This is a genomic window from Micromonospora sp. WMMD1155 (genome assembly GCF_029581275.1).
Taxonomy (GTDB): domain Bacteria; phylum Actinomycetota; class Actinomycetes; order Mycobacteriales; family Micromonosporaceae; genus Micromonospora.
The window spans coordinates 7,253,065-7,273,892 of record NZ_CP120742.1 but is presented as its reverse complement, the minus strand read 5'-3'; the positions used below and the strand labels follow the sequence as shown (position 1 = coordinate 7,273,892).

At 69.4% G+C, this 20,828-nt stretch carries 11 protein-coding genes; 10 read left to right on the top strand and 1 reads right to left on the bottom strand.

Features of this window, described 5'->3' with window-relative positions; translation table 11 throughout:
• Positions 1-25: 25 nt before the first annotated feature.
• The 10 genes from O7617_RS33115 (at position 26) to O7617_RS33070 (ending at position 19,544) form a co-directional block, all read left to right on the top strand.
• A complete protein-coding gene (locus O7617_RS33115; protein WP_282260578.1) occupies positions 26-397 on the top strand; it encodes a hypothetical protein in 372 nt (123 codons plus the stop codon).
• 257 nt (positions 398-654) lie between these two features.
• Positions 655-3,966 carry a hypothetical protein gene (locus O7617_RS33110; protein ID WP_282260577.1) on the top strand — a complete coding sequence of 1,104 codons (3,312 nt, stop codon included), beginning with the start codon at positions 655-657 and terminating at the stop codon, positions 3,964-3,966.
• Positions 3,963-8,891 (top strand): DEAD/DEAH box helicase, encoded by a 4,929-nt coding sequence (locus O7617_RS33105; RefSeq protein WP_282260576.1) that lies wholly within the window; start codon positions 3,963-3,965, stop codon positions 8,889-8,891. Before O7617_RS33110 ends, O7617_RS33105 begins: the two co-directional genes overlap by 4 nt.
• A gap of 243 nt (positions 8,892-9,134) precedes the next feature.
• Complete coding sequence (locus O7617_RS33100) at positions 9,135-9,554, top strand: hypothetical protein (protein ID WP_282260575.1); 420 nt, start codon at positions 9,135-9,137, stop codon at positions 9,552-9,554.
• Between the two features lie 36 nt (positions 9,555-9,590).
• Positions 9,591-10,649 carry a sigma-70 family RNA polymerase sigma factor gene (locus O7617_RS33095; protein ID WP_282260574.1) on the top strand — a complete coding sequence of 353 codons (1,059 nt, stop codon included), beginning with the start codon at positions 9,591-9,593 and terminating at the stop codon, positions 10,647-10,649.
• A gap of 25 nt (positions 10,650-10,674) precedes the next feature.
• Entirely contained in the window at positions 10,675-12,561 is a 1,887-nt protein-coding gene (locus tag O7617_RS33090) for a hypothetical protein (RefSeq protein WP_282260573.1), read from the top strand.
• Positions 12,558-13,373 (top strand): hypothetical protein, encoded by an 816-nt coding sequence (locus O7617_RS33085; protein WP_282260572.1) that lies wholly within the window; start codon positions 12,558-12,560, stop codon positions 13,371-13,373. Before O7617_RS33090 ends, O7617_RS33085 begins: the two co-directional genes overlap by 4 nt.
• Positions 13,366-17,823 carry a hypothetical protein gene (locus tag O7617_RS33080; RefSeq protein WP_282260570.1) on the top strand — a complete coding sequence of 1,486 codons (4,458 nt, stop codon included), beginning with the start codon at positions 13,366-13,368 and terminating at the stop codon, positions 17,821-17,823. The genes O7617_RS33085 and O7617_RS33080 overlap by 8 nt, the downstream gene beginning before the upstream one ends.
• A complete protein-coding gene (locus tag O7617_RS33075) occupies positions 17,807-18,937 on the top strand; it encodes a Wadjet anti-phage system protein JetD domain-containing protein (RefSeq protein ID WP_282260568.1) in 1,131 nt (376 codons plus the stop codon). The genes O7617_RS33080 and O7617_RS33075 overlap by 17 nt, the downstream gene beginning before the upstream one ends.
• Before the next feature lie 211 nt (positions 18,938-19,148).
• Entirely contained in the window at positions 19,149-19,544 is a 396-nt protein-coding gene (locus tag O7617_RS33070; RefSeq protein WP_282260566.1) for a CHAT domain-containing protein, read from the top strand.
• 17 nt (positions 19,545-19,561) lie between these two features.
• On the opposite strand, the gene O7617_RS33065 is transcribed toward O7617_RS33070, so the two are convergent.
• Positions 19,562-20,698, bottom strand: coding sequence for a CHAT domain-containing protein (locus tag O7617_RS33065; RefSeq protein WP_282264935.1), 1,137 nt, complete (start codon positions 20,696-20,698; stop codon positions 19,562-19,564).
• Positions 20,699-20,828 lie beyond the last annotated feature (130 nt).

Sequence of the window (20,828 nt, the reverse complement as noted above, 5' to 3'; positions counted from 1 at the left end):
ACACACGTATCTGAACGCTGCCAGCATGCTGCTGCTGCACCCGCCGTCCAGCATGCGCCGCTGCTGGCAACGCGGATCCGCCTGCCTGACCCGCCTCGCCCTCGAACAAGGGCTGCGGCACTACTGGGACCGGGTCGCCCCGTCCGTCGTCGACCGACCCATGCGCAACCAACTGCTCGTCCTGCCCACCTTCGCCGGTGCCGAGGCAGCCTCGACGGCGCGTACCGCCTGGCACGGCCTGTCGCGCGCGATGCACCACCACACCTACGAACTCGCACCCACGGTCGCGGAGCTCCGCGGCTGGCACCAGGACGTCACCGCACTGTTACCCCAACTCGAACTGGCCGCCCCCGCCAGCCCGGAGGGGCCACGGCCTGACGCGCCCGTCCTCCAGTGATCCGAGTGCCGGGCCGGTCACCTGCCCGCCAGGTGACCGGCCCGCCAGGGCGGGCGAAGTCAACGCCGCCAGTTCTCACTCCCCTGAGTGGGGCGGCGTCTTGTCTGACCTGTCCACCGCTGCAGCCGACCGGTTTCACCTCAGTGACCGATCGGGCACGGCGGACGCCGAGGCGATGGTTTGGTCTTGATCAAGCCTTGGCTTGCTTGCATAGTCGCCCTACCGCGCTGACCACCCCAATCCACAAGAGGGAGACCGTGTCACACGCATCCGAGGTACTTCGGCTCCGGGAAGCCGAGTGGGCGCCAGCCCTGCGCGCGGTGTCGCTGGTCGCCGAGATTGACGCACCGGAGGATCACGCCAAAGAGGTCGTCCGCGCCCTGGGACGAGTCTTTTGGCTCAGTTCGCCCCTCGACCGGCAGCGGCTGCTCACCCGTCACTACCCTGCGTGCCTGGTCGTCGGCCTGGCCGGGATCGGTGCCGTGGGGTACGAGCACGGCGACTACTGGAGCGCCGTCCACAACGAGGCACCGGGCCAGATCGACCAGTCGTTCTGGGGGAGGGCCTTCCGCCTCAACCTCGACCACTTCCGGCTGGCCCGGTTCCCTGGTCTGCCGCAGGTCTACGTCGGTGAGATCCTCATGCATGCCGGGGTTCCCGCGTACTGCCTCGGCGACCTGTTGAATCTTCTGCTGCAGCGCCAGGCCCGCGAGCCCGGAATCACCGGCGAGAACTTCCTCGCCTGGGCGCTCGCGCCCGGCCGCGAGTCGCGCCTGAAGGGGACGGACAAGCCGGTGCAGCGGTTCATCCAGCGCGGCGAGGACTACGCCGCGGACTTTGTCGACCGCTGCCTTGACCTGTTGGAGCGGCTACGGCAGCCGGGGTTTACCGCCGACGGACTGGGACTCTCCCCACACCTGATCGAAAGAGCTCAGGCGCTCGCGGAGGCGAAGCAGCTCGACTGGACGGGCAGTTCAGAGCGCGGCGGGTCGGCCGCCCAGGCGGCGCCGCAGCGCCCTCACCTGGAGTTGGAGCCGTTCGGCCGGGGCCTGATGGTGTGGTTGCCACCGGTGCACGACGCACCGGACGGTCGCGTCATGTGGCAGTTGCGCTTCGACGGCGAGGCCCAGTCGGTCGTCAGCCAATCGCGCTGGCCTGGCACCAGGGAGACGGCACCCGCATCGGTCGTAGCCATCGCCCGCCCTGCCCGCCAGGTGACTGTCGAGTTGGGCGGCTACGACCAGGAGTACGAGCTGGATGTTGTCGACCCGCGGGATCCTCTGTTGGTCTTCACCGAGGACGGCCGACGGGTGCCGGCAACCACCGGCCTTCCGCCCGAGCCGGTGTGGCTGCTGTACCCGCACGAGAGCGACGGCGGTGGGCTGCTCGAGCTGCAGGTGGACGGCGACCTGGTCGACACGTACGACGTGCCGGCCCCGTACGGCTGGCTCGGCTGGACGCTGCGCCGCGCCGACCTTCGCCAGGTGTCGCAGCTACGGCTTGGTGCGGGAACACCGCGCCGGGTCAAGGGTGCCCGCCGCGCCCAACTGCAACTCGCCCAGCCATTGCCAGGAGTGGGCAGCCTTGCTGGCGCACCGGTGCTCGCGACGGCCCCACGACTGACCCTGCCGACCGAGCCCGGCGTGAGCACCGACTGGTCGATCCGGATCCGCCGACCCGGCGCCGGCCAGCTCCTGTACACGGAGAGTGTGTCCTCCAACCACGACACGACGGTTGACCCGTGGCGGGACCTTGCCCGCCCCTTGGTCGGCGCCTACGAGATCACCGTTCGGGGTCCGCTCGGCCGCGGCCTGGCCCGTACGCTGGAGTTCGCCGAGGGGTTGTCTGTCATCTCCCACCCCGCTTGGCGAGAGATCACTGCGGACGGGTTGGAACCGGCCACCGTAGGAGCCGACGCCACCCTGCCCGACCTGTCGGTCACGCCCTCAATGACCCACCTGGGCCCCGCCGACACCGCTGTCGAACTGCAGCTCGACAGCCAGGGCGGCGCGACCACCGTACGGGTCACGCCCGCCCACATGGCGCTCCAACGGCTCGGCGGCGGCAGCCGCGGCGAGTGGTCCCTGCAGCCACTGCGTCTGGACACCGAGACGATCGGCGAGGGTGAACTGCTGGTGCGGCTGCCGCGGGCGGTGGACGCACGGCTGATCGTCCGCTCCGGGGGCCGCGAGCTGCAAACCGTTCCGTCCGGAGAGACCTACGGGCAGCCGATGGCCCGGTTTGGGCTCGCGGCCATCGCCGACACGGTCGGCGCCCACGGGCTCGCCCAGCTCGACGTCCGCTTTGACGGGCAGGACTTCCCGGCAGCGCGCTGCGTGCCTCGACGCCTCGCCAGCGCGGTGCACATCGAGGACGACCGGCTGGTGCTGGTCGACGGCGTGCGGGCCGAGGGGCTGACGGCCGCGCTGTACCAGGTGTACGCGCCGTGGGAACCGCCGTACCTTGCGCGCCTTGGCGAGGACCTGGTCAGCGACCCGCTCCCCACGCGGGTCACCACGGCGGGGCCCCTCGTGGCGCTGTTGCGCATCGAGGATCCGTGGTTGCCGTCGGATTGGCCGGAGTGGCCTGGCCGCGACAACGCCTTCGACCTCGCCGAGCTGATGTGGCAGCCGACCGGCCAGGACCCGGCGGGTGAGGCAGTTTCGGCGTACCTGGCCGGAGCAGCTGCCCTGCCCGACCTACCGGACATCGCGCCGCTGCTGTTCGACATTTACCCGCGCGCGGACGACCTTCGTATCCGAGGTGTCACGGCCAACATCCGGGGCGCCGCGGCGCTCCTGCGCCCGCATCCCGCCGCCGCGCTGGCCGCGCTCACCAAGCACCGTGCCTCGGCTGACCAGGTGGTCGCGCCCCTGGTGCACTCCGGTCTGATCGCCCTGCCTCCCGACAGGTACGTCAGTGCGACCGACGAGGCGCGGCTCTGGACGGCGAGCCCGCTGGCCGCAATGCTCGCCTCAGCCCACCGGCTGCCTGACATCGCCTCGCACGCCGACCTGGGCGAACAGATCGCCGCCGTGTGCGGTGAGGTGGCAACGCACCTGCTCGCCGGCGGTCCCGACCCGTACGAGACGGTCGGCAGGTTCGACCAGTCGGCCGAGGTGTTCGCGTTGCTGCCGGCTGCGGAACGCGACCGGGTGTGGCGGGCGATGCGCGTCGTTCCCGGCGGCCTGCTCGACGCCGACGAACGGATGGTTGCGGCCCGCCACCTGTTCGAGGTACGGGTGCGGCCCGGCCTGGGACGGCTCTCCAGCAACGCGGAGAGTCTGCTGCGCGCCCTGCAAACACCCTTGGCCGATTGCGGTGGGCCGCGGGCGGCAGCCGCGCTGCAGGCCCGCAACCCGACTCGAGGGTGGCTCGCTCTCCCCGCGCTGTCGCTGGCGTTCGCCTTTGTGGCGCGGTTGGCCGCCCGAGGGCACGCGGCCCCGGCCGAGCTACTGCCACGAATCCTTCCCCTGCACGCGACGCTCGCCCGCAGCGCGCCGCGTCTCGTCGCCATCGACCTTCTCCTCGCGGAGTTCCTCCTGACCGGAGCCGGAGCAGCCGAATGATCCTCGACCCCCTCGCCACCAGCGACGCGATCGTCTCCACCTACCGGCGCTACCTTCGTTCCCTCGTGGAGCCGAAGGATCCCCGGCTCGCGAGCGCGCTCGAAGCCGCGATCGGCGACGCGATCAACCAGGAGATCACCAAGGGACCCCTGCTCGAGGCGACCCCGCCCTACGTCACCAGCGCCACACCCCGGCAGCTCATCGACGCGGGCGTGCTCGATCCCGGCATCGCCAGCCTGGGCGCCGGGCTGGCCATGGACCGTCCGCTCTACCAACACCAGGAGCGGGCGATCCGGAAGGCCACCGCAGGGCGCAACATCGTCGTCGCCACCGGCACCGGATCCGGCAAGACCGAGAGCTTCCTCATCCCCATCCTGAACCGGCTGATGGCCGAACGCGCGGCGGGCACCCTCGGGCCCGGCGTGCGGGCGCTGCTGCTGTACCCGATGAACGCACTGGCCAACGATCAGATGAAGCGGCTGCGGGGCCTGCTGGCCGAGGCACCGGACATCACCTTTGGCCGCTACACAGGTGAGACCCGCCGCAGTCGCCGGGAGGCCGTGGAGGTCTTCGAGCAGCAGAACCCTGGCGAGCAGCCGCTGCCCAACGAACTGCTCAGCCGGGAGGAGATGCAGCAGCGACCGCCGCACCTCCTGCTGACCAACTACGCCATGCTCGAATACCTGCTGCTGCGGCCCTTGGACATGGACCTCTTCGAGGGGGAACACGCCGGGCACTGGCAGTTCATCGTCGTCGACGAGGCGCACGTCTACGACGGGGCTCGCGGGGCCGAGCTCGCGATGCTGCTGCGCCGACTCGCCGACCGAGTGGATTCGGGCCGACCGGTGCAGTGCATCGCGACGAGCGCGACCGTCGGCAGCGACATGTCCGCCGTGGTCGACTTCGCTGCCTCCCTCTTCCCCGTCCCCTTCGAGTACGACCCCGCCGATGAGGCGAGGCAGGACGTCATCACCGCCGACCGGGTCCAGCTGCCACCCGGGCCCGAGTGGGGACCCCTGCCCGCCACGGCGTACGAAAAGCTGCTCAACACGCCGGACCCCGCCGGCGCCGTCGTGGCCCTCGCCCGCGAGCACGGGTACGCCGGGGACGACCCCGCCGAGGCGCTGGCGTACGAGCAGCGCGTTCGCCGGCTCAAGGCGCTGCTCGCCCACGGGCCGATACCGCTGCACGAGGTCGCCCAGGCCCTGTTCCCCGGTAGCGGCGCGTCCGAGACCGCGTCGATGGTCGCTCTCGCCAACAGCATCCACGATGAGGCCGGCACCCCGGTGCTCTCCGCCCGCTACCACCTCTTCGCCCGCGCGACGGAAGGGGCTTTCGCCTGCCTCGGAGCCAACGGGCCGCACGTCAGTCTGACCCGGCACGAGCGCTGCGGACGGTGCGGCGACGCCGCCTTCGAGTTCGGCACCTGCCGCCGCTGCGGCACCGTTTACCTGATGGGCACGCTGGAGCGGGTCGGCACCTTCACCGTGTTCCGGTCCCGCCGCTCCCGCGACGAGCAGCAGGTGTGGATGGCCCTGGTCGACGACGTGGCGACCGACGACGACGAGGAGATGTTCAGCGGTGCTGCCCAGGCGGCCGGCGAGCTGGGCGCACTGTGCACCCGGTGCGGGGTGTTCCAGATCGGTAAGGCGGCCACCTGCCCGCGCTGCCCGGACGGCGCCATGCGCGCCGTACGTTTCCTACGGCAGCGCAGCGACGAGCTCACGGCATGCCTCTCGTGCGGGGGACGCGGAGCCGGCCTGGTCCGGCTCTTCGCCAGCGGCAACGAAGCCTCCGCCTCGGTCCTCGCGACCGCCCTCTACCAGAAGCTTCCCGTCGCCTCCGACCCCATCCAGCGGGGCCTACGAGGCGGCGGGCGCAAGCTGCTGCTGTTCAGCGACAGCCGACAGTCTGCGGCCTACTTCGCGCCGTACCTCGAAGACTCCTATGAACGGGTGCAGCGCCGGCGGCTGCTCCACGAGGGTGCCGTCGCCGCTGCGGCGGCCGGCGACGAGGTCCGCCTCACCGACGTCGTCTACCACACCTCCCGAGTAGCCGACCGGTACGGCATCTTCGAACGGCGGCAGAGCCGACAGGCCCGGGAAAGGCAGGTCGCCCTCTGGGCACAGATCGAGGCCGTCGGCGTCGACGAACGCAACTCCCTGGAGGGCAGGGGACTCGTCGCCTGGGACATGTCCCGCGACCCCGCCTGGCAAACACCCCAGCCGCTCCTCGCCCTCGGCCTCAGCGGCGCAGAGGCCTGGGCGTTGCTCTCCGAGTTGATCCGATCGATCCGGCTCCAGGGCGCCGTCGGTGCCCTCGACGGAGTGGACCCCCGCGACGAGGCGTTCCAGCCGCGGCTCGGCCCGATCTACGTACGCGGCACCGGCTCCGACGCGCGCCGCAAGGTCCTCAGCTGGCTGCCGACCAAGGGGACCAACCGGCGGGCCGACTTCGTGACCCGCGTGCTTGCTCGGCTCGACCGGCAGGCGGACCCGATCCAACTGCTGGAGGGCGTGTGGCGCCTGCTGACCAAGGGGCCACAGGCAGAGTGGCTGATCGCCGGCACCGAGCCCGGCATCGGCCAGGTCCACCAACTCGACTCCGCCCTGATCACCTGCACAGCGACGGCCGGCGGCCTGACCATGTGGCAGTGCAGCAGGTGCCGAAAGCTCACCCCCTTCAACGTGCGCGCCACCTGCCCCACCATCGCCTGCACCGGTGACCTCGAACCATGGACGCCCCCTGCTGCGGACACCGACCCGGACCACTACCGCAACGTCTACCGGGACATGAACCCAGTGCCGCTGCGCGTTCTCGAACACACCGCCCAGTGGACCAGCGAGCGAGCCGCTGAAATCCAGCAGCAGTTCGTCCGCGGCGAAGTCAACGCCCTCTCCTGCTCCACCACCTTCGAACTCGGCGTCGACGTCGGCGAGCTACAAGCCGTCATGCTGCGCAACATGCCTCCGACCACCGCGAACTACGTCCAGCGAGCGGGTCGGGCCGGCCGCCGAGCCGATTCAGCCGCGCTCGTGCTCACCTATGCCCAGCGCCGCTCGCATGACCTGTCCCGTTTCGCCGAGCCCGACCGGATGATCGCCGGGGAGGTCCGGGCGCCGTACGTGCCCCTGACCAACGTGCGCATCGATCGGCGGCACGCCCACTCCGTCGCGCTCGCTGCATTCTTTCGGGAGCAGTTTCGGCTCCACGGCACCATCTGGCGTACGGCAGGGGAGTTCTTCCTGCCAGGTGACAACGGGATCGCCCCGGTCACGTTGGTCCGCGACTTTCTCAACCCAGTTCCTGGGCGGGTCAGCGAATCGCTGCGGCAGGTGCTGCCGGCCGAGGTGCTCGACATCATCGGCGTCGACTCCGAAGAGTGGGTCGAGCACCTGGTTGACCTGCTGGAGTCGGTCCGGGCCGAGCTGCAGCAGGATGTCGACACGTACGAGCAAAAGCGGCAGGAGGCCTTCACCGCCCGCCAGGACGACAAGGCCACGCGGTACGGCCGGGTGATGAACACGATCACTCGCCGCGAACTGCTCGGGTTGCTCGCCAACCGAAACGTCCTGCCAAAGTACGGATTTCCCGTCGACACCGTCGAGCTGCGACTGGCGTTCGCGGACGCCCCCGTCGCCAAGCAACTGGAGCTTTCCCGAGACCTCTCGTCGGCCATCTACGAGTACGCACCCGGTGCGGAGGTCGTCGCCGGGGGACTGGTCTGGCAGTCGGCCGGCCTGTACCGACTGCCCGGACGCGACCTTGAGCGACGCTACTACGCGGTGTGCGACGGATGCGGCCACTACCGCGACTCGATCGACCGCCTCGACCAGGAGTGCCCGGCCTGCGGCGCCGCCCTCGTCGGCGTACCCCGTCAGTACGCCATTCCCGTCTTCGGATTTATCGCAGCACGCGGTACCGGCCGGCGACCCACCAGTGCGCCGCGACGGGCCTGGCACGGTGCAACCCATGTCGTTTCGCCCGGTGCCGAGCTCTACGCGGACAAGTTGGACCTCGCCGGAGGCGCGATCACCGTCCGGGCCGGTGCACGGGGCGAGCTGGTGGCAATCAGCGACGGCGCGATGGGACGCGGCTTCCTGGTCTGCGCGACCTGTGGCTTCGCCGGCCGGGCCACCGACGGTCGGGTCGACCACCAGAGTCCACTCAGCGGCCGAGAGTGCCGTGGCCGCATGGAGAACCTGTCGCTGGCCCACAAATATCAGACGGACGTCCTGGACCTGAGCTTCGATGGTGCGGTCGTGGTCGGAGTGGAGGACAACGCCTGGCGATCGGTCGCGTACGCGCTGGTCGAGGGTGCGGTACGCGCGCTTGAGATCTCCCGCGACGACATCGATGCGACGGTCTACCGAACCGAAGCCGGCCGCAGCGTGATCATGCTCTACGACACCGTGCCCGGAGGAGCTGGCCACGTCCGGCGCATCGCTGAGCGACTGCGGGACGTACTCGACCAGGCGCTACAGCGGGTCCGCGACTGTGAATGCGGCCCAGAGACCAGCTGCTACCGCTGCCTGCGGGTGTTCCGCAACGAGCGCTACCACGAGCAGCTACGTCGCGGCGTGGCGGCGGACGTGCTCAGCCGCCTCCTCGGCAAGCACGACCAGGCGCCCGTCGGGGCGCTGCGGGTCTCGCTCTCGGACGTCGGGCCCGCACTTACCGCGACCCGCCGATTCCTGGTGACGGAGGCGCCCGGCGAGGTCTTCGAGCCCGTCACCTCCGGGCAACTCGACCTCTACGAAGGTCGTGTCGTCCTCGCCCGTCGTGACGGCGACGCCGCGGTGGGGCGGCTATGGCTCCGACGCGATGCCGACGGTGTGGTCGGGGCGGGCCTGCAGCCGATAGCCGGAGCGCGGCTGGATGACGGTGCAGACGATCTCATGTTGATCGGCGTTGCTGTGTGGTGATGCATGACCGGCTGTTGTTCTGCTCGCCGCTTCCCGATCGCCGCCGCGGGCCGAGTCCCGCGCGTGGTGACTTTGTGGGACTTGACTTGTGTGGAGAGGTGGTCGGGTCCTGTGGAGCGATCGGCTAGCGGCGAGGTAGCCGGCGTTGCTGCGCCGCCACCGAAGGTACTTCGCATCGCTTCGGAGGCCGAGGCCAGCGAGCTTGCGCACCATTTGTTGATGCTTGGGCGGCGGTGGCCGGTCGTGGTGCTGACCATTCCCGCGGGGTATGACGAGCCGTTCGGTGATCCGGACGAGATCGAGGAGGCGGTCGGCGACCTGGCTGAGGTGGTGTTGATGCCCACGAGCGACGCCTCGTGGGCGTTCTCGCGGGTGATGCCGTGCATGACCCAGGTGTACGGCGGCGCGGGTCGTGTGTACCCGGTTGATCATGCCTGGGTTTCTGACCCTGGGCGTAGCAGGCTGCGGTTCGCCTGCTCGCTACACGACCGCAAACGCATCACTGACCAGTTGATCAGCGATGCGCTGCAAGCGCCGATGGCAGCCGGACTGGTCGAGCCCCGCACGCGTCCAGGAACGCAGCAGCGATATGGGCGGGCGCAGGGCATCATCGGGTCGCGGGCGCTGGTCGTGTTCGACGACATGTCGGTGGCGACGGTGTAGGAGGAACTGACCGTCCCCGGCCTGGCGCTGAACCAGGTGCTCGTCGAGGGGCAGTCGATTGCGGGCAGCTACGACCGGTGCTCGCGACGCCTGGACCTGCGTGCCGCGCCGCGGTTCACCGATCTCGCCAGCGCTCTCTTGCGGGTGCCAACGAGGCGTACCAGATCGGTGACGTGGTTTGTGGCTGAGGTGGCCGCCGTAACCGATGACGCGGTCACCGTGCGGCTGTTGCCCGGCCCTGCGGTCGAGGTCGGCTGGGAGGCGGTCACCACCAACCCCAACGACACGCTGAGCGGCCTGTTCAGTATCGGGGAGATCGTCACCGGCCGTCTCGTTGCGCTCGAGCCGCTGCGGTTGTGCTCAACGACTGACCGAGCCGCGACCGACGGACTGGCTGTGCGTCTCGCCCGTCCAATCGTCAGGGAACGTGACCACCGTGGCGGACGTCTAGTCACCCGATCGGGTGATTGGAGAGTGGATTGCGGCATCCCGTGCAGCGAATCGCGGCTCCAGAGCACATCTACTCCCGACAGCGGATCGCGGAGGAGGAAGACGGTGCCGACAACGAGTGAGGATGGTGCGGATGACGTCGTCCCTGACGAAACCGCGCCACGACTCGACTACGAGGACTTCTTCCGCCAGCACCGTAACCGCCTGTTCGACCACGCTCGCCGAATCGCGGACAACCGCCAGCAGGGCGAGGACGCTGCCCAAGAAGCCTTGATCGAGGCATACATGCGGTGGTCTGCGGTCTCGGCCATGGATCAGCCGGTGGGTTGGGTCATCCGGGTCATCGCGCACACGCTGTACCGGCTGCGCAGGGAAGGACGGCGACTTCCCACGGCACCGCTGACGAACGATCGACAGGCCGTGTCGGATCCCTCCGAGGCTGTGGCCCAGTACCTCGACTTCGAGGACGCCGTGGCTCGCCTTCCGCCGCGTCAGCGTCAGATCATCGAACTCTGGTGGAAGTCGGACATGGGAACCAAGGAAATCGCCGCAGCGCTCAATATCAGGGAATCCAGCGTCCGCACGAACCTCGCCCGTGCCCGTGGCCGGCTTCAGGTAGTGCGGGGGGATGACACCAGTGATTGACGACGACCTCAGCGTGCGACGCTGGATGAAGCTGCTGGAAACCCAGCATCGACACCGCCCGCCGCGTGCGGAGATGGAGCTGTTCGACCAGGCAGAGCAGGCACTGGCGGAAGGGAGGCACGCGGAACAACGCGGAGATCTTGACGAGGCCGTAAGACATCTCACGGTTGCGGCTCGGGAGGGCGTCGGAGACTCGTTGCTCCTGCTTGCCGGCGTGCTGGTTCGCGCTAAGCGATACGCCGAGGCGCTGGATTGGTGCCGGCTTGCCGAGGAGGAAGGATTCGACGAGGCCATGGACCTGGCGGCCCGCTGTCGGGCCGCGCTGGGCATTCCGTTTCCCGTCCGGGCGGACAAGCCGGCTTCCCCCGGGTTGCCGCCTGTGCCGGCCACGCCCGCACCGGAGCCAAAAGGGGTTCCGGGACGCGGCATCGGTCCCACGTCCAGCGCGGACCTGGGGCTGACCCGCCGGCTCAAGGCCCTCGCCTGCACCGTCCCGCTCCACGAGCTGGATCACCACAAGGCCAAGTTGGAGCGCATCGACGCCTCGGTGTACCAGATGGCCGAAATCGCGATGCACATCATCGACCAGGTCACCATCGCCATGGACTTCGACACCGGGGCGGCTCACGAGACGGTCGAGGAACGCGTTACGCCGTTCGTGGCTTCTCAGGCATCTCATCGAGGGTCCGACGAGCACCGGCGCGTGGCCCGATGGGTTCTCGAAAAGCTGATCAACGTCGGCACGGTTGACCGCGTGTTCCGACATGTCTACGGCGAGATCAACGCCGACGGCGACTACCAGCGGCACACCTTCGACTTCAAGCTGGTACGCGAGGTACCGGGGATCCACGGCGAGATCTATCTGCGCGCGACCGACGAGGCGATCAACGTGCTCGTCGGCGCACTCGACACCGACGTCGAGTCCGCGCAGGTGGCGACTGAGGTGAAGCTGAACAATCTGATCAACCGCGGCCGACTGGCGGACGCGAGGGTGGCCGCCGAACAGGCCCGCTACCGCACCGTCCAGTACGGGGAGATGCTCCGCCAGAAGCTCGAGGCCACCCGCCGCAACGTGCGCGTGGTGGACTGGGAGCACGAGCTGCCCGACATGCTCGACCGGGCGTTGGACCACATCGAGGAACGATTCAAGGTCGAGCACGCCATCCTGCGCAACATCACGGAGGCGCGCGACGAGTCGGACGACCCGGATCACAAACGCCGGGCCGCGGAACTCGTCGATATCGTCACGGAATGCATACGACGGCACACCCAGCTACAGAGCCGTCTTCAGTCCGCACGGGGGGTGTTCCGCGAGGAGCAGGACCGTCAGCAGTTCTCCGGTCCGCCGCAGCGGGCGGCGCTTGATCTGCACGGCCAGCTCCTCAGGCCCGTGCTCGGCCTCTCCGTCTCCGATGCGGTGACTCCGCTGGAGCGGTTCTTCCGGGCCGCCTCTGGCGTGCACAGCCCGGACACACCTTCGCTGTCGTCCCTGGTGTCCATGTTGCTGCGTCCTATTGCCGACCGCGATCCGAGGGCCGGCCCCGTGGTAGTCCCCAGGGTCGACCAAGTGCCGGACGACCGGAGGTTTACCGACGAGCATCGGAACAGGGCGGAGGCCTTGCTGGACCTGAGCGACGAGGTTCGTTACCTCAGCTCGCTGTTGCGCGAGGCTGCGGACTTCGACGACGACCTGCCGGTGCTAGTCGCGCTGCGCGCCGCCCACGCGTACAGCCCGGGGATCGGCGCGGCGGCCCTGGGCGGCAATCGCCGGATGCTGCTCGCTCTTCCGGCTGGCTGTCCCATCGACTCGTCGCTTGCTGGGGTAGCCGGCGACGACCTGCTGCTCACCACCGCCGACGTGGTGGAGGCACCGACCGACGATCCCGTCGCCCTAGCGAAGGAGCCCGCGTGAACCGACCCGACGTCACCGACACCGAGCAGGCGGCTCGGCTGGTCGGCATGGGACTGCGGGGCAAGCAGGTGCCCGACCGTGATATGACCTACCGCGAGCTGGTGCACCGCTACCAGCAGGACGAGGTCTTCGCGGCCTCGGTCGACGCGATAGCGGACGGGCTCGGGCTGACCGTGCTCGATGTCACGAAGCGCAGCGGCATCGTGCTGGCGGCCCAGCCCGGCTCGGCGTTCGAGATTAGGATGGACGAGTATGCGCGCCAGGCGAAGCTCCGCGAGAGACGTGACACCGAGAAGGTGCTGCACGGCATCGCGCACCTCGCCGTCGCGGCGCTGAGCTTCCCACGGGCAGACGACCTGGCAAACGACCAGTACGTGGGGCGTGTCTCGGTCGAGTCGGTGGACCTGGTGGTGCGGGAGACCTGCCGCCTGCTGGACGAGCGGGCCAACCGCGACTTTTCCAACACCGACCCCTCGGCCGACGAACCGGAGTTGGAACGCGCGTGGCGCGCCTACCTACGGCGCCCCGAGGTGGCGTCCACCAAGGACAGTCGGCGCAACAGCGACAGCACGCGCGGCATGGTGAGCCGCGCGCTCCGGTGGCTCGCCGACCGCGGGTTGCTGCAAGCCGTGGGCGAGGAGGCCGACGAGGTCTTCCGCACCACCAGCCGCTACCAGATCCACGTCCGCCAGCTTGCGTCGCAGGCCGCGTTCCGCGAGCTGCTCGACCTGGGTGTGGTGCCTCCAACGAGCGGCAGCGGTCTGAACGTCGCAGCGGCCGGAGAAGATTTGAAGCGAGGAATCGATGTATGAGCTTTCCAAAGTGCGGCTGTACTCCGTCGGCCCTCCCGGCGCACGCTACGAGGACGTCACCATCGACCTGTCTGGCGCGGGCGAGCCCGTACCCGAGCAGCAGTTGATGCTCGGCCAGCCGGAGCTGCGACGGCCGTCGCCCGCCTCGATCCTGTTCCTGGAGAACGGTGGCGGGAAGTCGGTGCTGATCAAGCTGATCTTCTCGGTGATGCTGCCCGGACGACGACAGGTGGTTGGTACGTCGAACACGAAGGTGCTAGAGAATTTCGTGGGCCGCCACGACGTCGCGCACGTCGTACTGGAATGGATGCATACCCGGACCGGCCGCCTGCTGCTCACCGGCAAGGTCTCGGACTGGCGCGGACGCAGTCCGCAGTCTGGCGAGGACAGCCTCGTCGACCTGTGGTATAGCCTGCGCCCCAACGATACCGTGGGTATCGCGACACTCCCGATCGCCGACGGCGGCCATAATCTCGTCGCCACCGAGTTCCGTTCCCGGCTCGACGACCTCGCCGACGACGATCCTGCCCTCGAACTGGAGTGGGCAGACAAGCACGGGAAGTGGTCCGCGTGGCTCGGCAAGCTCGGCCTGGATTCCGAGCTGTTCCGCTACCAGCGCGCCATGAACGCCGGAGAGGGCGAGGCGGCCGACGCGTTCACGTTCACCACCGACGAGGCGTTCGTCGACTTCCTGCTCAAGGCGGTGCTCCCGGCCGGGGAACTTGCCGATCTCGCCGACTCGATCGCCGGACACGCCCGCAAGCTGGCCACCCGGGTCGACCTAGAGTTGGAGCGTTCGTTCGTCGAGGAGGCCATCGAGCGCCTCGGACCGCTGGAGGGGCAGCGGTCCCTCACCGAGCGGGCCGTCGCTGAGGCCAGCATGGCGTCGTCCGACCTCGACCGGTTCGTCGCCCGGCTGGTCGCCCGGGTGGTCCATGAGACCGGGCTGATCGAGCAGCGCGAGAAGCACATCGGGGAGCTTGGCGACGCCGTCTCGGACGCCGAACGTGCGCTCCGCGGCGCGGAGAACTCCCACGCCGTCCTCATGCACCACACCGCGACCCTACGGCTGGACGCCGCCCGCGTGATGGAGCAAGCGTCGACCGAGGCGAAGGCACACGCCGAGCGCGTCGTCCACGGATGGGCGGCGACGCGCACCCTCATGGACATGGAGAAGGCAGCCGGGCACGCCGCCGCGCTCCGGGAGGTAGTGGGACAGCGGCAGGACGCCGCTCGGGCGGCGTTGTCCGCACGCAACGCGAGGTCGCGCGAACTGGGGCGCGCCCTCCTGGTCACCGTGGACGAGGCTCTTGACGAAATGGGGCGGGAGGACGCCGAACTCATAACATTGCGGAGCGCGGCGGGGGCCACCGACCGGATGTGGCGTGCCGCGATCGAGGAGACCGCCCAGGCCAATGCTCGGGCGGCGCAGCTCGAAGTCCGTATCGCCGGCGTGGACGCCGAGATCACGCAGGCCGTCCGAGCGAAAGTGATCACGTCGGCGGCCACGCTCGCCCAGGACGCGGTGTCGCTGGCCGAGACCGTCCGGGCCGACGCGGCCGCTCTCGTCGAGAACGAGCAGTTTCTGGAGGTACGCCAAGGCGAGGTGGAGGAGGCCCAGACGGAGCTGGCCCGGGCGCGCGAGGCCCGGATCGCCGCCCAGGGCCACGACAACGCCGTACGGGCCGCGCTGAAGCGTGCTGAGGCCGCTGCGGCGGCACTTGCCCGGGAGCCACGTCTGGCCGAACTGGTTGACACCGACGACGTCCTGCTGGAGTACGACGCCGAGACGCTGCTCGACCAGCTCGCGCAGTCTCAGGCCGACATCGATGGGCAGCGCACCGCCCTGCGGGTGGCGAACGTGGGCGACGAACCCGCCTTGCTGGTGTGGGAGGACGATCCTGAAGCGTTGCTGCCGCCCCACCACGAGGTCACCCGCATCCGGGATCTGCTGGAGTCGGAGGGAATCGCCTGCGGGACCGGATGGGACTACCTGGCCGACCGCACCGACGAGTCGATACGCGCCGAGCTCGTCGGGCGGCTGCCGCACCTGGCCGGTGGTGTCCTGGTCAACAAGCCCGAGCACTTGGCCCGCGCTCAAGAGGTGATCGCTGCGCACGGCTACCACCCGACCGGTACCGTCGTCGTCGCCACTTCACAGTCGTTCGACGTCGTGGTGGACTCGCGGTTCGACCTCTCGATTCCCTCGTCGGCCGGGTTCGTCGCCCCGCCCAGCGCGGGGCTGTTCGACCGTACGGCTGCACAGGCGGAGTACACGCGGATGGCCGAGGAGCACGCGATTCGGAAGGCTCGGCTGTGCGAACTGGATGCCGCGTACGGCGCGGACCGGGCGCTCGCGGCCAGGCTGGCGGAATGGCGCCGAGAGTACCCGCCCGGCGCCATGGCCGGCCTCGCGGAGGCGGCCGCCTCGGCCGAGGCCGCTCTGCGGGAGGCAGCCACCCATGTTAAGGACCGGGATCGGTTGCTCGGCGACGCGGTCAAGGCGCGCGACAGCTTGAAGAATGCGCTCGTAGGCATGCGCGGAGCGCTCGACGCGATCAAGGAGCGATCCCGCGGCCTCACCGAACTCGCTTCCCGCGGACGCGAGGCAGAAATCTGGAAGCGCGACGCGGGACAGGCCCGGGTCGAAGCCGGAGCCGGGGAGGAACGGGCGGCACGGCTTGCCGGTGACCTCGACCGGCTACGCGATAACATCGAATACCGTCAACGCAGAGCCGACGACCATCGCGCACTGGCGGCGAGAACCCGCGAGGAGATCGACAACCTCCCGGAGGGAACCACGGTCGACCGTAGTGATCCGCTCCCCACACAGCCCGTCGCCATGCTCCGGGACGTGCTGCGCGCAGCACAGCGCGTCTACGACAAGGCAGAGGTCGGCGACGACCAGCTCAAGGAGCTGAAACAGGCCGAGAGCACGGCCCACGAGACGCTCCTGCGCTGGAAGGAGGTAACTGTCGAGGTCCGCGACACTGCCCGGCTGCTGCTGGAGTCCACGGACGGGGCCGATGCCGCGTCGCGAGCCGCCGCGGCCGCCCATGCCGACAGCCGTCTCCAGGCCGCCAACCAGGAGCACCGGCGGGCCCTCGGCGAGACGGCAATGCTCGAAGAGCGTCTGCGGCAGCTCCCGAAACCGTCGGTAATCCTCGACCAGTCGGCCCGGCCACGCGACGTCGCGCACGGGGAATGGCTGACTGCCGAAGCCGCCGCGACCCTTGCAGTGGCGAAGAACACCCACAAGATCCGGGCCGGCGAACTCGACAGAGTTCGCACCGAAGTGCAGCGGGCCAGGATCGTCATCGAATCGTTCGAGACCATTGCCGACACGCACCGTACGGCGCACGACGATCAGTCCCCGTCAAGTGCCTCCGGAGCCGAGCCTTTCCACGGAGACGCCGCTTCCGCCAGCAATCGCTACCGGGAACTACAGCGTATCGCCGTCAAGAATCAGAAGGCTGCCTCGGAGGCTCAGCGTGCGCTGCACGAGCATGCGGAGGGACTCCACCAGTTCGCCGCAGAGGCGAGATTCGCGAGCCTCGCCATTCCGATCCGCACCCTGATCGCCGAGGTGACCATCTCGGCGTTGGCAGGTTACGCCGCTGAATGGGCTCGGCAACTGGGGCCGCGCCTGCGGTCGCTCTCTGACGACCTGGCACAGGTCGACCGGCACCGCACCATCATCCTCGAACGGCTCAAGGCCATCGTGGACGGCGCACTGCGTAGGCTGCGCACGGCGCAACGGCTGTCGAAGCTCCCCGAAGGGCTCGGTGACTGGACCGGACTCGAGTTCTTGCGCATCGGCTGCTCAGCCGTCGATGGAGACCTGCTCGCCCACCAACTGGGCATGGTCCTCGACGACGCCGTGGAGCGCTACACGGCGACCGAGAAGCGCGACGGACTCGGCGTCGTGCTGCGGGCGGTCCGAGCCGCCGTACCCAAAGGCTTCAAGGTTACGATGCTTAAGCCGGACGCGGTGCTGCGTGCCGAACGGGTCCGGATCTCCGACGTGCGTGACGTGTTCTCCGGCGGACAGCACCTCACCGCCGCGATCATCCTCTACTGCACGCTGGCCGCGCTACGCGCGAACGATCTGGGGAAGACCCGACACCACCACTCCGGCGTGCTGTTCCTGGACAATCCCATCGGCCGCGCATCCGCCACCTACCTGCTCGACCTCCAACGCGGGGTGGCGGCTGCCCTTGGCGTCCAGCTCGTCTACACCACCGGTCTCTACGAGGAGGAAGCCTTGGGCGGCTTTCCGATGATCGTCCGGCTGCGCAACGACGCGGACCTGCGCGCCGGGCGCAAGTATCTCTCCGTGGACGAACGGATAGCGCCGCATCTGGAGGCGCTCGCGTCGCCCAACGGCACCGGCGTCGTTACCACCACGAGAATCGTCATCCCGGAGCGGCGCCGTGGCGAAGCGTACTGACCAGCTAGCGGAAGCCCTATACGACAAGCTCAGAGAATGGGCCACCGCGAAACGGTGGCGCGGCACCACGCTCAAGGAGGTGCCCATTGACGAGGTGCGTCGGTGCTTCCATGCGGTCTACCAGCGCAGAGAGGGCGATGATGCCGCCACGGCGATGCTCCGCGCGAGCCTGTCCGTCCTGGCCGAGCGAGCGCAGATCGTGCCGGTGCGGGCCACCGACTCCGAGAGAATCGCGCTGCCCCAGAAGGTTAAGCTCGTGCCCGTAGCGCCGAAGACGCGGAGGATTGTGCCGCCGATGCCGCGATGGCACCCGCAGATGTACGACCTGGAGGATGCCTGGCCGACGGCCACGGACAAGCAGCGCGTCCGGTACGAGGCGATCAACCGTTGGCTGCTGAGCAATCCCGACACCACCCTGGTCCCGCTGCGGGAACGGGCTCTGGAAATCTTCAGCGCCTCCGGTGATGAGGAAGGCTTCCCCTCGCCCGAGAAGGCGCTGGACGGCATGCGCGATGGGCCCCTCTTCGGTGACCAGGAGCGGCTTCTTCGACTGTTGCATGCCGTCGCGACCCCACCCCCGCTGCTGAGCAAACGCGTACTGACCAAGGTAGCGGCAAACCATTGGACCCACGTCGGCGACGGTGACCTGCTGCTCGTGGTGGAGAACAGCGCGACATGGTGGTCGATCGTGAAGGCCCTGCCCGCAAGCCACAACGTGGGACACGTCGCCTGGGGTCTGGGGGCGAGCTTCATGGCATCCGTCCGGTCGATCGCCGACAACCACGAAATCCGCCGGATCCGCTACTTCGGCGACGTGGACCTCTCCGGACTGCGCATCCCGGACTCCGCCCAGCGTACGGCGTGCGCCGCGGGCCTGCCGCAGGTGCGCCCCGCGGTGCGGCTCTACGCGGAACTCTTCGCGACGGGCCGAAGCTGGCGGGCCGGTGACAACGCCGTGGAAGAGGGCCGCGCCAGGTCGCTGGTCGGCTGGCTTCCCGAGGAACACCATGACGCAGCCGCCCGGCTTCTGGTCGAGGGACGCCGCATCGCCCAGGAATGGGTCGGATATCGGCACCTCGTCCGCACCCGGACGTGGCACACCGACCTCCTCTGACCCCCGGGCGTGGCCTCCGATCCGCCCATCGGAGACCCCTTCTTCGCCTGTGGCTTCGCCGAACGGGTTGAGCCATGCCTAAATCGGCTGATCGATATGACGAGCACAAACATGCGCATGGTGGAGACGTTCACCGCCGGACCGGCCGAGCCGCCCGAGGAACTGCTCGGTTCCAACCGTCGGCTACAAGCTGGAGACGGAGTCGGCCGACGTGCTGACCGTCGCCGCACGCGCCACGATCCGCGGTGGTGTGCCCATCCTGGACCCACCGGACCGGCCCCTGGTCCTGCCCGAACTGCTGGAGTGGCCGCTGCCGCCAGTGGTCAACCTCGGTGCCTGCCGGACCGCGGAGGGCAGCGCGCCGGCCGTGCCGCTGGAATGGGTGACCGTCGCGCTGCGGCGCGGCGCCCGATCGGTGATCGCGGCCCGCTGGCCGGTGCCGGACCGTAGTGCCCCGCGGATCGGCTCGCGTTTTCACCGCAACCTGGCGGAACGGCGAGTCGCGCACGTGGCAGTCGCGTTCTCCGACGCGGTACGTGCGGAACGGGCCCGCCGGGACGACCCGTGGTTCTGGGCGGGGCTGGGCCTGTTCGGCGACATCTTGTAGAGCGATCGCGGCCCGCCTCACCGCCCGATGTGTACGAACGACGCCCAGACGCTGGGGTTGCGCGGTAACCGACGTCGCTGCGACTGCACCGCCTCGTGAAGGGCCTGCGCCGAGGTGCTGGCGTCGAGCTGGCCGTCGACGATGATGTGGCGGTAGACGGTGGCGCTGACCCTGGCGGCGCCGAGGTCCGGCACCGACCAGAGGGTGCCGATGACCCGCCGGTACCCGATATGGTGCAGGGCGGCGGCGAGGGTCAGGGCCTCGTCCAGCAGCCGTACGCCGCCGGCCGCAGTCCGGCACGCGGACAGGAACGCGAAGTCGCCGCGCAGCGCGGGCGCCCCGGCACGCAGGTCGGCGATGGTGAGCAAGCCGTCGTGCAGCGCCAGCCCGCTGCGGCTGGGGTCTCGAACGTTCTGTACGCCGTGGCAGCTGAAGTGCGCGACCTGGTGCTCGGCGACCCGGGCGGCGACGGACGTCCGGGTGGCCCGGTCGCCGGCGAGTACGGTGAGCCGCCCGCCGGTCAGTTCCCGCAGGATGTCCAGCTCCCGTTCGGCGCTCGGCAGCGGGTCCATGCCGGGAGTGTCCGGCTGGATCACGGCGAGGACGCCGGTGGCCGGGGTGGGGGTGTCCGGCCGGTCCGCTTCGGTGAGGGCCCGCACGGTCGGCGTGTACGACGAGACCACCCGGTCCATCGCCGATTCACTGTCGTCCGGGCTGATCGCGGCGTGCAGTGGGAGCAGGGTTAGCGGGCCGGTGGGGCACCACCAGACGCGATGGCTGGGCCCGTGCGGGCGGATCTCGGCGAGCACCGGCGCGACCACGGCCATCCAGAGCCAGGTCAGGACCTCGGTGATCGCGGTGTCGTAGGCGGGCCAGGATTCGGGGCCGTCGGCACTCCGATGGGCGCGTACAAGATCGTTGGCCCGATCGTACGCGTCGTCGAAGGTCAGGTCCGGGAGCCGGACGGGCCGCACCCCGTCGACTGTGACCAGTAGGGCGTCGCAGCGGTGCCGGCTGACCGTAATGATCACCGTTGTGCCGTCCGGAAGCCGGTCCCGCAGCTGCTCGAACTGCGGCGGCCGAAGGAACCCGGACAGCCCCGGCAGGCGGCGCGCCTCGGACACCGCCGACTCCCACAGCTGTGCCGCAGCCATCCGCCGGTCATTCGGCGCATGTTCGCTGGCGAGCGCAGTCGGTACAGCGTCGAGGACCTCGCGCGACTCTCGCAGACACGATCCGATCTCGGGTGAGGCGGCGGTCACCGCGGACAGATCGCTGCGGGCG

Excerpts from the sequence above, each read along its gene's own strand:
- O7617_RS33115 (WP_282260578.1), top strand. The coding sequence starts at position 26 with ATGCTGCTGCTGCACCCGCCGTCCAGCATGCGCCGCTGCTGGCAACGC.
- O7617_RS33105 (WP_282260576.1), top strand. The coding sequence starts at position 3,963 with ATGATCCTCGACCCCCTCGCCACCAGCGACGCGATCGTCTCCACCTAC.
- O7617_RS33090 (WP_282260573.1), top strand. The coding sequence starts at position 10,675 with ATGAAGCTGCTGGAAACCCAGCATCGACACCGCCCGCCGCGTGCGGAG.
- O7617_RS33080 (WP_282260570.1), top strand. The coding sequence starts at position 13,366 with ATGTATGAGCTTTCCAAAGTGCGGCTGTACTCCGTCGGCCCTCCCGGC.
- O7617_RS33065 (WP_282264935.1), bottom strand. The coding sequence starts at position 20,698 with ATGGCTGCGGCACAGCTGTGGGAGTCGGCGGTGTCCGAGGCGCGCCGC.